The 12,824-nt window shown below is 61.2% G+C and carries 12 protein-coding genes; 6 read left to right on the plus strand and 6 right to left on the minus strand.

Annotated features, from left to right (window positions below; all coding sequences use genetic code 11):
- Positions 1 to 247 precede the first annotated feature (247 nt).
- From otsB to RGQ15_RS16175, 3 genes are read left to right on the plus strand one after another with little or no spacing between them, the layout of a single operon-like run.
- Positions 248 to 1,000, plus strand: coding sequence for a trehalose-phosphatase (gene otsB / locus RGQ15_RS16165; RefSeq protein ID WP_311161621.1), 753 nt, complete (start codon positions 248 to 250; stop codon positions 998 to 1,000).
- Positions 997 to 2,793: a glycoside hydrolase family 15 protein gene (locus tag RGQ15_RS16170; RefSeq protein WP_311161622.1), complete on the plus strand. Its 1,797-nt coding sequence runs from the start codon at positions 997 to 999 to the stop codon at positions 2,791 to 2,793. Before otsB ends, RGQ15_RS16170 begins: the two co-directional genes overlap by 4 nt.
- Positions 2,790 to 4,178, plus strand: a complete 1,389-nt coding sequence (locus tag RGQ15_RS16175; RefSeq protein WP_311161623.1) for an alpha,alpha-trehalose-phosphate synthase (UDP-forming) — start codon at positions 2,790 to 2,792, stop codon at positions 4,176 to 4,178. The genes RGQ15_RS16170 and RGQ15_RS16175 overlap by 4 nt, the downstream gene beginning before the upstream one ends.
- On the opposite strand, the gene RGQ15_RS16180 is transcribed toward RGQ15_RS16175, so the two are convergent.
- Genes RGQ15_RS16180 through cyoA form a run of 5 tightly spaced genes read right to left on the minus strand, consistent with a single transcriptional unit; the run spans position 4,153 to position 9,135 of the window.
- On the minus strand, positions 4,153 to 4,899 hold the full coding sequence (locus tag RGQ15_RS16180; protein ID WP_311161624.1) for an SURF1 family protein: 747 nt from the start codon (positions 4,897 to 4,899) through the stop codon (positions 4,153 to 4,155). The two genes, RGQ15_RS16175 and RGQ15_RS16180, sit on opposite strands and share 26 nt — an antisense overlap.
- The gene (cyoD, locus tag RGQ15_RS16185) at positions 4,896 to 5,279 is read right to left on the minus strand and encodes a cytochrome o ubiquinol oxidase subunit IV (RefSeq protein WP_311161625.1); all 384 of its coding nucleotides are present in this window, start codon (positions 5,277 to 5,279) and stop codon (positions 4,896 to 4,898) included. The genes RGQ15_RS16180 and cyoD overlap by 4 nt, the downstream gene beginning before the upstream one ends.
- Complete coding sequence (gene cyoC, locus RGQ15_RS16190; protein WP_311161626.1) at positions 5,279 to 5,899, minus strand: cytochrome o ubiquinol oxidase subunit III; 621 nt, start codon at positions 5,897 to 5,899, stop codon at positions 5,279 to 5,281. Before cyoC ends, cyoD begins: the two co-directional genes overlap by 1 nt.
- 4 nt (positions 5,900 to 5,903) lie before the next feature.
- Entirely contained in the window at positions 5,904 to 7,913 is a 2,010-nt protein-coding gene (gene cyoB, locus RGQ15_RS16195; RefSeq protein ID WP_311161627.1) for a cytochrome o ubiquinol oxidase subunit I, read from the minus strand.
- Positions 7,914 to 7,926: 13 nt separating this feature from the next.
- Complete coding sequence (gene cyoA, locus RGQ15_RS16200) at positions 7,927 to 9,135, minus strand: ubiquinol oxidase subunit II (RefSeq protein WP_311161628.1); 1,209 nt, start codon at positions 9,133 to 9,135, stop codon at positions 7,927 to 7,929.
- A 208-nt stretch (positions 9,136 to 9,343) separates the two neighbouring features.
- Between cyoA and RGQ15_RS16205 the strand changes: the two genes are divergently transcribed.
- The 3 genes from RGQ15_RS16205 to RGQ15_RS16215 all read left to right on the plus strand — a co-directional run bounded on the left by RGQ15_RS16205 (position 9,344) and on the right by RGQ15_RS16215 (position 11,447).
- Positions 9,344 to 10,654 (plus strand): MFS transporter, encoded by a 1,311-nt coding sequence (locus tag RGQ15_RS16205; RefSeq protein ID WP_311161629.1) that lies wholly within the window; start codon positions 9,344 to 9,346, stop codon positions 10,652 to 10,654.
- A gap of 124 nt (positions 10,655 to 10,778) precedes the next feature.
- Entirely contained in the window at positions 10,779 to 11,027 is a 249-nt protein-coding gene (locus tag RGQ15_RS16210; RefSeq protein ID WP_311161630.1) for a type II toxin-antitoxin system Phd/YefM family antitoxin, read from the plus strand.
- Between the two features lie 3 nt (positions 11,028 to 11,030).
- Positions 11,031 to 11,447: a type II toxin-antitoxin system VapC family toxin gene (locus RGQ15_RS16215; protein ID WP_311161631.1), complete on the plus strand. Its 417-nt coding sequence runs from the start codon at positions 11,031 to 11,033 to the stop codon at positions 11,445 to 11,447.
- A 47-nt stretch (positions 11,448 to 11,494) separates the two neighbouring features.
- Here RGQ15_RS16215 and RGQ15_RS16220 read toward each other — a convergent pair whose 3' ends face one another.
- On the minus strand, positions 11,495 to 12,778 hold the full coding sequence (locus RGQ15_RS16220) for a lytic murein transglycosylase (protein ID WP_311161632.1): 1,284 nt from the start codon (positions 12,776 to 12,778) through the stop codon (positions 11,495 to 11,497).
- Between the last annotated feature and the right edge of the window lie 46 nt (positions 12,779 to 12,824).

The following is a 12,824-nucleotide window of genomic DNA, read 5'->3' on the forward strand; positions in this document are numbered from 1 at the left end:
GTGATGGGCAAAGCATGTACCTTTCCGAGGATCTTCACGCTCCGCCACTTGCTGTCAAATTCCGGGCAGAAGGGGCCGTCAACGGTCACCGACCGGGCATTGGGCGGCAATCTGGGCCAAAGCTCGACAGGCTCGGAACCGGTCGAGCGCCTATCCGCTTAACATTCGAGAACAAGGACGACCGGCGCAAGCCGCTTCCCGAACCAACGGCCGTACATCTGCGCGCCACCGGAAAAGGACAGAAATATTGAAGGATAATCCCAAGGAATTCGAAGCTTTGGATCTTGATGCTCATGCATTCTTTTTCGATTTCGACGGCACGCTTGCCGATATTGCCCTGCATCCTCGGGATGTGTTCCTGACCACCGAACTGCGCCGGAGCATTCTTTCGCTCAGCCTCCGGACCGGAGGAGCCGTTGCCATCATTACCGGACGGAATCGGGCTGAGATCCACCCCCATCTAGGCGAGGAGCTGCCCGTCGCCGGCCTGCACGGTGTCGACTTTCCTGCAGACGCGGAGGGCAGCGCAGCGAACTCCGACGCCGAGCGCAGGATCTTGGCAGTCCGGCCGCTGCTGCCTGCGCTGGCCGAGCTGGTCAAGGCCCACCCCGGTGCGCTGCTCGAAGACAAGGGCCAGGGATTGGCCCTGCACTGGCGCGGGGCACCCATGGCGGAAGCAGCCATGATGGTCGCCGCTGAAAGGACGCTTGAGCAACTTGGTCAGGAATGGAGCCTGCAGCCCGGCAAATGCGTCGCCGAGATCAGGCCCGTCGGCGGAGACAAGGGCACGGCCCTTCTGCGTTTCATGACGCAGCCGCCATTCGAGGGGCGCCGCCCGATCGCCTTTGGAGATGACCTGAACGACCTTCCCATGTTCGAGGCCGCCCGCTCCTTGGGTGGTCTGGCCGTTGCGCTGGGTGAACGTGACCTGCCTGCCGATATCCGACTTTCCGGTCCGGCCGAACTTGCGGAATGGCTGGAACGGAGACTTGACGCATGACCGAGCGCGAAAAATCACTGGAGCTGGGAATCATCGGCAATGCGACCACCGCCGCATTGATCGAGAAGCACGGCGATATCGTCTGGTATTGCCTGCCGCGTTTCGACGGCGATCCGGTCCTGTGCGGACTGCTCGAGCCGAAATCGGGCGAGGATGACGGCATTTGGTCCATTCGCTGCGATGATCTCGTGGAAACGCAGCAAAACTATCGCCGCAACAGCGCGATCCTTGAAACCATCCAGACGGATGCGCAGGGCAACAAGATGCGCATCGTCGACTTCATGCCGCGCTTTCGCGAAAGGGGGCGGATGTTCAGGGGCCGCACCTTGGTGCGCATCATCGAACCACTTGAAGGCATGCCCCGCGTCACCGTGCGCCTGCGCCTGCGCCACGATTACGGTGCCTATCCGGCACAAAGCCGCAGGGGGTCAAACCATCTGCGTTATGAGCTGGGCGACGAGCGGATGCGGCTCACGACCTCGGCTCCGGTCGAGTTCGTGCTGCACGAAACGCCATTCCTGCTTGACCGCCCAAGGGTCTTCTTGCTTGGCCCGGACGAACCTCTGAGCGACGCACCAGAAGCCATCGCGGCCACGTTCCTCGAGCGGACCGAGGATTACTGGGCAGACTGGGTTCGTGCCCTGTCGATCCCCCCCGACTATCAGGAAGCCGTCATTCGCGCAGCGATCACGCTCAAGCTTTGCGAATATGAGGAAACCGGTGGCATCGTCGCAGCGCTGACCACTTCGATCCCCGAATATGACGGGACGGGGCGAAACTGGGACTATCGCTTCTGCTGGCTGCGAGACAGCTATTTCACTGTCAAGGCACTGAACAGCCTGGGCGTCACCAAGACGATGGAGGACTATCTCGACTATGTCCTGAATCTCGCAAGCGGTTCGCATGACGGATATATGCAGCCGCTGTTCGGCCTCGGGCATGAACGCGTGATACTCGAGGAAACCTGCGACGAACTTGCAGGTTATCGCGGCAATCAGCCTGTCCGGCGCGGGAACGCGGCTTATGTCCAGGTACAGAATGATGGGTATGGCTCGGTCATCCTTGCGGTCAGCCAGTGCTTCTTCGACGAGCGTTTGCCCCGCCTGGGCCATGTCGATCTGTTCGAGATGCTCGAAGTTCTGGGCAATCAGGCCGTTGCCCGCTGGCATACCCCGGATGCTGGCCTGTGGGAGTTTCGCACGCGTGAAAGCGTGCATACCCATTCGGCGATGATGTGCTGGGGGGCCTGCGACCGGCTTGGGCGCATCGCGGCCCATCTCGGCCTGAGCGACCGCGCGACCTACTGGAAAGCCGAGGCGGCGAAGATTCGCGAGGCGATCGAAACTTACGGCTGGAACGAAAAGCGACAAAGCTACGTGATGGCCTTCGGCGGAGAGGACCTGGATGCGAGCCTTTTGCTGATGACCGAGATCGGTTTCACGACAGGCGAGGATCCGCGCTATCGCACGACGGTCGCCGCGATCGAGAGCGAATTGCGGCAGGGCCACCACCTGTTCCGTTACAAGGCCCCCGACGATTTCGGCGCGCCGGAAACCGCCTTCACCGCCTGCACATTCTGGCTGATCGATGCGCTTTGCCGCCTTGGCCGCGATGATGAGGCCCGAGAGATCTTCGCTGAGGTCCTCGCCCAGAGAAACTCGCTGGGCCTTCTGTCCGAGGGCGTTCATGTCTGCAGCAAGACGCTGTGGGGAAACTTCCCCCAGACCTATTCGATGGTGGGGCTGATCAACGCGGCAACCAAGCTCTCGCGCCATTGGGAGGATGTCGTATGAGCCGCCTCGTCGTCGTTTCCAACCGTCTGCCCGCTTTGGGCAAGGGCGTCGCCGCAGGAGGGCTTGCGGTCGCGTTGGAGGCGGCCCTGGGGGAAAAAGGTGGGCTGTGGCTTGGTTGGTCGGGGAAGACGACGGAACTGCCCGGTGCGCCCCGGCTTCAGGACGAGGGCCGCGTAACCTATGCCGCACTCGACCTGACGCCTGCCGACATCTCTGGTTACTACGAAGGGATTTCGAACAGCGTGCTCTGGCCGCTATGCCATTACCGGGCCGATCTTCTGGAATACACGCGTGCGGACATGGATCGCTATATGACGGTCAACGGCAAATTCGCCGACGCGCTTCTGCCACTTTTGCGTCCGGACGATCTGGTCTGGGTGCACGACTATCATCTGATCCCGCTGGCCGCCGCTCTGCGCGAAAGAGGCGTCACCAACCGGATCGGGTATTTTCATCACATCCCCTGGCCAGCCTATGATCTGTTCCGTGCACTGCCCCGTGCGCGGTCTTTCCTGTCTTCGATCCTCGCCTATGACGTGGTCGGTCTTCAGACACCGGCAGATGCACGGAACCTCAAGGATGCCTTGGGCGCAATGCGCTCGGATCTTGAGGCCATGACGAAACCTCGCGGCACCCGGATCGGAGCCTATCCGATCTCGATCGACACCGAGGCCTTTGCCTCCCGTGCGAGCCGCGCCCGTGATCTGCCGCGGATCAAGGAATTGCACCAGCGCTTCGGCCCGCGTGATCTGGTGATTGGCGTGGACCGGCTTGACTATTCGAAGGGTCTGCCCGAGCGCCTGCGCGCCATCGAGCAACTGCTTGAAACCCATGCCGGACTGCATAATCGCGTCAGCTTCCTGCAGATTACCCCGGCATCGCGAAGTGGCATCGAAGGCTATGACCGCATTCAGCAGGAAGTTGCCGAGCGCGCAGGTCGGCTGAACGCGAGTTACGGAACTCTCGACTGGCTGCCGGTTCGCTACATCAATCGGGCATTCAGTCAAAGCTTGCTGGCAGGGCTCTACCGATTATCCCGGGTGGGGCTCGTAACACCATTGCGCGACGGGATGAACCTTGTCGCGAAGGAATTCGTCGCCGCCCAAGACCCCGCCGATCCCGGCGTGCTGGTTCTTTCGCAATTCGCAGGGGCAGCAGCCGAGATGACGTCTGCGCTCATCGTGAACCCCCATGACGTCGAGGATGTTTCGAACGCGCTCGCGCGCGCGCTCACCATGTCGATCGAAGAGCGGAGAGAGCGCCACTGGGCAATGATGCGCCGGCTTGAAACCTATCCGGTTTCTGTCTGGGCAAAAACCTTTGTGAACGATCTCGAACCGGCGGCCCGGCGCAAGAAGATCATTCCTGAGACCGATCCCGGCTGAGCACATACCACGCGCCGGCGGCAAGCCCTGCCGCCATCGCGAACCATGTCAAAGCATAGCTCAGGTGGTTGTTGCGGAAGCTCACGACCGTCAATCCGCCAAGCGGAAGGGCAGATGCGTCATCGCCGCGATCAGCATCAATGAAGTAGGGTGCGTGATCGGAGACACCGAATGTGGCGGACAGCGCCTCTACGTCGCGCGAATACCAGCGTTTCCCAGCAGGGTCATTCGCGCGCAGGAAAGCGCCACCGGGCTGGGTGATCCGCAACAGGCCAGAGAGTTCCTGCGTGCCTTCCGGGCTGACACGGTCATCCACCGACCGACGGTCATCGGGAACAAAGCCGCGATTGATCCAGGCCGCCCAGCCATCGGCGGTGACCAGCGGGGTCATGACCCAGAACCCCGAGCCTTGACCGGTGACGGCCTTGACCAGGACCTCATCTTCGAAAAGGTAGTTCCCAGCGAGTGAAACACGACGGTATTCGTCGGCCGAAGCGTTGATCAAAGACCAGGAAGAGGGGCCAGGGGCCGGCACGGCTTCAGCATCCAGCCGCGCCTCGACCCGCGCGATCAGGTCGGTTTTCCAGGCAAGGCGCTGGACCTGCCAGATCCCCAGCCCAAGAAGCACGACGACGCCCGCCACCGAGGCGAGCGCCATCAGCGCCCAGGCCAGTCGCGACCTGGGCCCGCGCGGCCCCTGTGAGGCCGCGCGCGATGTCACGGCATGACCTGCAGTTCGTGGTTCATCTGCGGCATCATGTTCGTGTTCAGGTGGAACATGACCCAAAGCGAACCCGCCAGCATGATCACCACGATGACAACAGTGAAGATCGTGGACAGCAGGGTCCAACCTTCCTCGGACGAGCTGTTCATGTGCAGGAAGTAGATCATGTGCACGAGAACCTGCGCCACGGCGCAGAGCACGACCAGGCCGATGGTCATCGCGCGGCTGTCGAAACCTCCGCCCATGACGATGCCGAAGGGAATGACCGTCAGGATGACCGCCAGCACGAAGCCCGTCATGTAGCTTTTGAAGCTGCCATGATCATGGTGATCATCATGTCCTTGATGTGCGTCGTGATGGGTATGCGAATGTGCCATCAGATCACCCCCATGAGATAGACGACGGTGAAGACCCCGATCCAGATCAGGTCAAGGAAGTGCCAGAAGAGGCTCAGGCACATCAGTCGACGTTGGTTTGCCGAGGTCAGACCGAACTTCGACACCTGCACCATCAGCGTGACGAGCCAGATCGAGCCGAAGGTCACGTGCAGGCCGTGTGTGCCGACCAGCGTGAAGAAGGCCGACAGAAAGGCCGAACGCTGCGGACCCGCCCCGATATGGATGAGGTGGTGGAACTCGTAAAGCTCGATCGCCAGGAAACACAGACCAAAGAACAGGGTGACTGCCAGCCACTTCAGCGTGCCCGATTTGTCGCCCTTGACCATGCGAAGCATCGCAAAGCCGTAGGTGATCGACGAAAAGAGCAGCATGGCGGTGTTGATCGCCACCAGTTCGAGGTCGAAGAGATCCTTGGGGCCGGGACCGGCCGCAAGGTTTCCGTGAAGCACGCCATAAGCCGCGAAGAGCACTGCGAACATCAGGCAGTCGCTCATCAGGTAGACCCAGAAGCCGATATTGGTCGAGGCACCCTCAGCGTGGTGATGCGGCTCGGTTTCCCAATAGTCTGCCGGGTTCTGGAGTTGGGTAACGGTGCTCATCGCATCATGCTCCCTGTGCCAGCTGAAGATCGCGGGCGGTCTCGACCTCGGTCACTTCCTCGGCGGGGACGTAGTAGTCACGATCGTAGTTGAAGGTGTGATAGATCGAGTAGCCCACGACCGCCGCGAAGGAGAGGATGGCAAGCCACCAGATGTACCAGATCATTGCGATCCCGAAGACGGTGCAGAGACCGGCGATGATTACGCCCGAACCGGTGTAACGCGGCATATGGATCGGGATGTAATCGGCCTTCGGACGCGCAGCCCCTGCTTCCTTCATCTCGGTCCAGGCATCCAGCCCGTGCACGACCGGGGTGAAGGCGAAGTTGTAGGACGGCGGTGGCGACGAGGTCGCCCATTCCAGAGTGCGGCCGTTCCACGGATCGCCCGTTTCGTCACGGTATTCCGGTTCGTTGCGCTTCCAGATCGAGATGCCGAACTGGACGAACATGGCACCGATACCAGCGGCGATCAGGACCGCGCCGAAGCCAGCGATGATGAACCAGATCTGCAGGCTCGGATCGTCGAAGACACGCATCCGGCGGGTCACGCCCATCAGCCCCAGGATGTAGAGCGGCATGAAGGCGACCCAGAAGCCGACGACCCAGCACCAGAAGCTGACTTTGCCCCAGAACACGTTCAGCTTGAAGCCAAAGGCCTTGGGCCACCAGAAGTTGATCGCCGCGAACAGGCCGAACAGCACGCCGCCGATGATGACGTTATGGAAGTGCGCGATCAGGAACAGCGAGTTGTGCAGCACGAAATCCGCCGGAGGGACGGCCAGCAGCACGCCGGTCATGCCGCCGATGACGAAGGTCAGCATGAAGGCCACGGTCCACATCATCGGCAGTTCGAAGCGGACGCGGCCATGATACATGGTGAAGAGCCAGTTGAAGATCTTCGCGCCCGTCGGGATCGAGATGATCATCGTGGTGATCCCGAAGAACGAGTTCACCGAGGCGCCCGAACCCATCGTGAAGAAGTGGTGCAGCCACACGAGATAGGACAGGACCGTGATGCAGACGGTCGCGTAGACCATCGAGGTGTATCCGAACAGGCGCTTGCCCGAGAAGGTCGAGGTGACCTCCGAGAAGACGCCGAACAGTGGCAGGATAAGGATGTAAACCTCGGGGTGGCCCCAGATCCAGATGAGGTTGATATACATCATCGGGCTGCCACCAAGGTCATTGGTGAAGAAGTTCGTGCCGATATAGCGATCCAGCGTCAGCAGGATCAGCGTCATCGTCAGAACCGGGAACGACGCCACGATCAGGATGTTCGTGCAGAACGAAGTCCAGGTGAAGACAGGCATCTTCATCATGGTCATGCCCGGCGCGCGCATCTTCAGGATCGTCACCATCAGGTTGATCCCCGAAAGCGTGGTTCCGACGCCCGCGACCTGAAGGCCCCAGATGTAATAATCGACGCCGACCCAGGGGCTATAGGCAATGCCCGACAGCGGCGGGAACGCGAGCCAACCGGTCTGCGCGAATTCACCGACGAACAGCGAGGCCATGATGATGACCGCGCCGCCCACCGTCATCCAGAACGAGAAGTTGTTCAGGAAGGGGAAGGACACGTCGCGCGCGCCGATCTGCAGCGGCACCACATAGTTCATCAGACCCGTGACGAAGGGCATCGCCACGAAAAAGATCATGATGACGCCATGCGCCGTGAAGATCTGGTCATAATGGTGGGCGTTCAGATAGCCCTCGGAGCCGTTGAAGGCCATCGCCTGCTGGGCCCGCATCATGATCGCATCGGCAAAACCGCGCACGAACATGATCAGACCCAGGATCATGTACATGATCCCGATCTTCTTGTGGTCCACCGAAGTGAACCATTCGTTCCAGAGATAACCCCAGAGCTTGAATTTGGTCAGCGCCGCGACCATCGCGATCCCGCCGATCGCGACGGCGACGAAGGTCACGAGGACGATGGGCTCCTTCGGGATGGCGTCGAAATTCAGACGCCCCAGAAGGAAGGTTGTTTCTACATTTGTTGGAATGGCCATCTGGGACTCCGGCTCAGAGTTGGTTGTCGGCGGCGGGACGCCGTGCGTCCTGGATGAGCCGCGGCATGTCCATGCCAAGGCCTAGGCGATTTTCGGGGCGAGGCAGCGCAATGCCGCGCATCGGCGTCTGATCGACGCGGACGACGGGCTGCGACTGGCGCAGGTCCGAGAACATGCGTGCCGAATCTGCGGGCGTACAGAAGCTGGTGACCATGAAGGGTTCCTGACCAAAGACCGGCCGCGCGAGACCGCGACGGATTTCCTTGTCATAGGTGAGTTGGGCCATGTTGATGGTGCCCGCCAGGCCGGTTCCGCCCTGATCGTCCAGCGCCATCATCTCGGCCATGCACATCTTGTTCTGCTCGACGCACATGTTGACCGCGCGGTCGAACAGCTCGGGATCGACCTCGGCAAAGGTCATCGGCTTCACGTTCTCGCTGGGGGCTTCCAGTTCGAGGTAACGCGGCCGATCAAGCACGCCGCCATTGGCGCGGGCCTCGTCAACCCATTCATCGAAGGCGGCAGGTTCAAGTGCATGTGCCTTGAAGCGCATGCCCGAGAAGCCGTGGCCCGAGTAATGCGAGGCCAAGCCTTGATATTCGCCGCCATTGTTGAAGACGCCGTGCAGCTTCGTTTCCATTCCGGGCATGGCATAGATCATGCCGGCCATGGCAGGGATGTAGAAAGCGTTCATCACTGAGGACGCGGTCAGGCTGAACTCGACCTCGCGGTTCACCGGAACGGCGAGCTCGTTGACCGAGGCGACGCCTTCTTCGGGATAGATGAACAGCCATTTCCAGTCCAATGCCACCACTTCGACACGGAAGGGTTCCTGATCAGGAACCGGCTCGCTGACGCTCAGGCGATCAAGCGGGCGGTAGGGATCCAGAAGGTGCGTGCCGACCCAGGTCAACGCGCCAAGGCAGATGATGATGAGCAGCGGAGCCGCCCAGATGACCAGTTCGAACTTGGTCGAATGGTCCCAATCGGGCCGATAGGTCGCCTTCTTGTTCGAGGCGCGGTAGCGCCAGGCGAACAGGATGGTTAGGGCCATCACCGGGATGATGATGATCAGCATCAGGCCGGTCGAGGCCAGAAGCAGATCCTTCTGGCGCTCGGCGATGTCGCCGGAGGGCTTGAGCACCTCCATTTTGCAAGCGGCCAGTGCCAGAAAAGCGGGTGCAAGCGCGGAAAAGCGCGCCAAGCGGGGGAGTATGCGCATGAAAGCCGTATCCTCACCTGAAGAGGGGGCATGGGGAGGGTGTAGATGGGCCACCCCCTAAGGGATCAGCCCCAAGACAGACATAGGACAATTTGCCACACCCTGCGCGTCTTGAACATCTTCGTTGACCGGAAGAAGAACGCGACCACTATTGCCTTTAAGTCCCTCGCCCCCTCGCTGTCGGGCGCCCCTGATAGGTCAGCTAGACATGTGCGCAGCAAATACCCCCTCCTCCTCCCTGCCCCGTGAGGCGATGCCCGATCACCACGTGTCGCCTTCCGACATCGCGGTGGGCGTCATCATCGGGCGTTCGTCCGAGTTCTTCGACTTCTTCGTCTTCGCGATCGCTTCTGTCATCGTGTTTCCGCAGCGCTATTTTTCCTTTGCGGATCCGCTGACTGCGACGCTTTGGTCCTTTGCGGTCTTTGCGCTGGCCTTCCTGGCCCGCCCGCTGGGAACTGCCTTCTTTACCGTCATCGATCGCAAATATGGCAAGAGCACCAAGTTGACGCTGGCGCTGTTGATCCTTGGCACATCGACCGTCGGCATGGGGCTTATCCCCGCCTATGCAGAAATCGGAGCCGCATCGATCGTCGTGCTCTGCATCCTGCGAATCGGCCAGGGCTTCGCCCTTGGCGGCGCCTGGGATGGCCTGCCCTCGCTTCTCAACATGAATGCCCCGGAAAACCGCCGAGGGCTTTATGTCATGACGCCGCAACTCGGCGCTCCGGTCGGCCTGATCGTCGCAAGCCTGCTGTTCGCCTATCTTCTGTCGAACATGTCCCAGGCCGACTTCCTGAACTGGGGTTGGCGCTATCCGTTCTTCGTGGCCTTCGCGATCAACGTCGTGGCACTATTCGCGCGTCTTCGCATCGTCGTGACCCCGGAATACACTCGCGCGTTCGAAGACCATGCTCTGGAGCCGACCAGCTTCCGCGCTGCTTTCGCCAAGGATGGGCGGACCATTCTCGTGGGCGCCTTCGTGCCGCTGGCGAGCTTTGCGCTGTTCCATATGGTTACGGTTTTCCCGCTTTCCTGGGTTTATCTCTATACCAACGAGACGCTCACGAACTTCCTGCTGATTGAATCGATTGCGGCTGCCTTCGGCTTTGTCGCGATCATTCTCTCGGGCGTGATCGCCGACCGGATCGGGCATCGCAAGCTGCTGTTCCGCTGCGCCATCGCCATCGCCGTGTTCAGTCTTATCGCCCCGCTCCTGCTTTCGGGCAACCAGTTGGGCGAAGCGATCTATATGATCATCGGCTTTGTCATCCTGGGGCTCAGCTTCGGGCAGAGCTCGGGTGCGGTCGCATCGCTCTTCGAATCGGGCCGCCGCTACACCGGCTCGGCGATCGTTTCGGACCTCGCCTGGCTTTTCGGGGCCGGCTTCGCCCCGCTCGCAGCGCTGGCGCTTTCTGCTTGGCTTGGGCTTCCTGCGGCGGGCCTCTACCTGTTGTCGGGGGCGGTGTGCACCATCCTGGCGCTTTGGTTCGCCCGCAAGCTGCGGCTCTCGGCCTGATCCTCGGACGAAACTGAACCGAATAGGCGCCCGCTGCTTAACGCAGCGGGCGTTTCCACTTGAAACCGCAGATGCCGCGCCCTATCTATCTAGCCAGATAGCTAGCCGATAAGGGAGTGCTGTGATGTGGACTCTTCAGGATGCGAAAAATCGATTCTCGGCCGTAGTCGACGCCGCACTGGCGGGGCAGCCTCAGCAGGTGTCGCGCCGGGGAAAGCCCGCTGTCGTGATCATGTCTGCCACCGAATACGAGCGCATGAGAGCTGCGGCGCGAAAGGATCGCGGCTCTTTCATCGCGCATCTGATGGATTTTCCGGGTGCAGAAGCGACCGAGATACGCCTTCAGGCACGACCCCGCGACGTCCAGTTTTGAGCCATGCTCATTCTGGACACGAATGTTCTTTCGGCCTTGCGTCGGCCCGACCGCAGCCCCGAGGTCGCGGCTTGGCTGACGTATCAAGACGAGAACGAGCTTTTCCTTTCCGTCATCACTCTTGGTGAAATCGAGCGGGGGATCGCGCGTCAGGAACGCGGAAACCCGCCCTTTGCGCAGGACCTCAGGGAATGGCTCACGCGGACGGTATCGCTGTTCGGCGATCGGTTGCTGCCATTTGGCGCAACCGAGGCGCAGATCTGGGGGCGCCTCTCGGCCGAGATAGGCCATGCCGGCGCGGATCTGCAGATTGCGGCCACAGCCTTGTCGCGCGACGCGATCGTCGTCACTGGCAATGTAGCAGATTTTCGCCCCACGAAATGCAGGCTTCTGGACCCGTTTACCGGACAGCAAGGCTGACCTTGGTCAACGGGCCCGTTCCTGTGAAGCTTCCAAAAGGTCGACGATCACCCGCGACGAAGCTGATCGAGCAGCGCTGCGCTCGGTTCACCCGTCACCGGCAGGCCACGCGATGACTGATAGGACCGGATTGCGGCGATCGTGTTCGACCCGACATTGCCGTCCACGCCCTGCGTGTCGAAGCCCCGCGCGGTCAGAAGACGCTGCATTTCCTTACGCTGTTCAAGTCGCAGGCCTGGATGGTCGGCCGGCCAGGGATTGGCCAGACCCGGATATCCCTTGATCCGGTCCGCCAGCAACGAAACCGCAAGTGCGTAGCTGTCAGCGTTGTTGTAACGAAGGATCGCGTGGAAGTTGCGGGTGATCAGGAAGGCCGCACCCGAAGGACCGCCGGGGATCAGAAGCTCGGTCGAGGTGCCTGCCGGGGGCAGCGGCCGCGACGTCGCCTGCCTGACCCCGATCGACTGCCACTCTGCAACCGAACGGCGCTTGCCCTTGCCCGCAAGACCGGTGTTGAAACCTGCGGGAAGCGTCACTTCCACGGCAGCGGGCAAACCACGCTGCCAGCCGGATTTGGCTAGGTAGTTCGCGGTCGAGGCCAGCGAGTCACTCGGATCGTTCGACCAGATGTCACGCCGCCCGTCCCCGGTAAAATCCACAGCATAAGAAAGATAGGTCGTCGGGATGAACTGGGTATGGCCCATCGCTCCGGCCCAACTCCCCGTCATGTGGCCGGGATCGATATCACCGGCCTGTAGGACCCTAAGTGCCGCCATCAACTGGCTGCGAAAGAAACTCCCGCGGTAACCTTCGTAGCTCAGCGTCGAAAGCGCCTCGATCAGGGGCAGGTCGCCCCGGCGCTCGCCGTAGGTCGATTCCATTCCCCATACGGCGGTCACCACTTCCTTGTCGACGCCATAGGTAGCCTCGACGCGGCTCAGAACACTGTTGAATTGCGACAGCGCCGCCCGACCATTGACCTGGCGTTTTTCGGAAACCGCGTTCTCGAGGTATTCCCAAAGCGATTTCTTGAATTCGGCCTGGTTCTGGCTGCGGCGGACAACTTCGGGATTGTAGACCACGTCGCGGAAGGCAAAGCTAAGGGTTGCGTCGCTGATGCCTTGCGATCGCGCCTGCCCCTTGAAGCCCTCGATCCAGCTGTTCAGGCCCGCGACCTTGGCCGGCGGAGGATTCTGGTATCTCCCCCATTTGATTTCCTGGCTTTGCTGCGCGACGCCGCCCCGGCCAGGCCCGTAACTGCCACCCCCGCATGAGGCGAGAACCAGCGCGATGGCCGCAAAACCTGCCGTATGCCTGAAACTAAAACCCATGGCTCTGCCCCCGATTGTTTTGAGAAAGCCTAACCCGGCTCAGGCA

This window comes from Paracoccus sp. MBLB3053 (assembly GCF_031822435.1).
GTDB classification, from domain to species: domain Bacteria; phylum Pseudomonadota; class Alphaproteobacteria; order Rhodobacterales; family Rhodobacteraceae; genus Paracoccus; species Paracoccus aurantius.

What these genes read in the sequence shown, in the direction of transcription:
- cyoD (WP_311161625.1), bottom strand. Translation starts at nt 5,279, where the DNA reads ATGGCACATTCGCATACCCATCACGACGCACATCAAGGACATGATGAT.
- RGQ15_RS16220 (WP_311161632.1), bottom strand. Translation starts at nt 12,778, where the DNA reads ATGGGTTTTAGTTTCAGGCATACGGCAGGTTTTGCGGCCATCGCGCTG.
- RGQ15_RS16205 (WP_311161629.1), top strand. Translation starts at nt 9,344, where the DNA reads ATGTGCGCAGCAAATACCCCCTCCTCCTCCCTGCCCCGTGAGGCGATG.
- RGQ15_RS16215 (WP_311161631.1), top strand. Translation starts at nt 11,031, where the DNA reads ATGCTCATTCTGGACACGAATGTTCTTTCGGCCTTGCGTCGGCCCGAC.
- RGQ15_RS16210 (WP_311161630.1), top strand. Translation starts at nt 10,779, where the DNA reads ATGTGGACTCTTCAGGATGCGAAAAATCGATTCTCGGCCGTAGTCGAC.
- cyoA (WP_311161628.1), bottom strand. Translation starts at nt 9,135, where the DNA reads ATGCGCATACTCCCCCGCTTGGCGCGCTTTTCCGCGCTTGCACCCGCT.
- cyoC (WP_311161626.1), bottom strand. Translation starts at nt 5,899, where the DNA reads ATGAGCACCGTTACCCAACTCCAGAACCCGGCAGACTATTGGGAAACC.
- cyoB (WP_311161627.1), bottom strand. Translation starts at nt 7,913, where the DNA reads ATGGCCATTCCAACAAATGTAGAAACAACCTTCCTTCTGGGGCGTCTG.
- RGQ15_RS16175 (WP_311161623.1), top strand. Translation starts at nt 2,790, where the DNA reads ATGAGCCGCCTCGTCGTCGTTTCCAACCGTCTGCCCGCTTTGGGCAAG.
- RGQ15_RS16170 (WP_311161622.1), top strand. Translation starts at nt 997, where the DNA reads ATGACCGAGCGCGAAAAATCACTGGAGCTGGGAATCATCGGCAATGCG.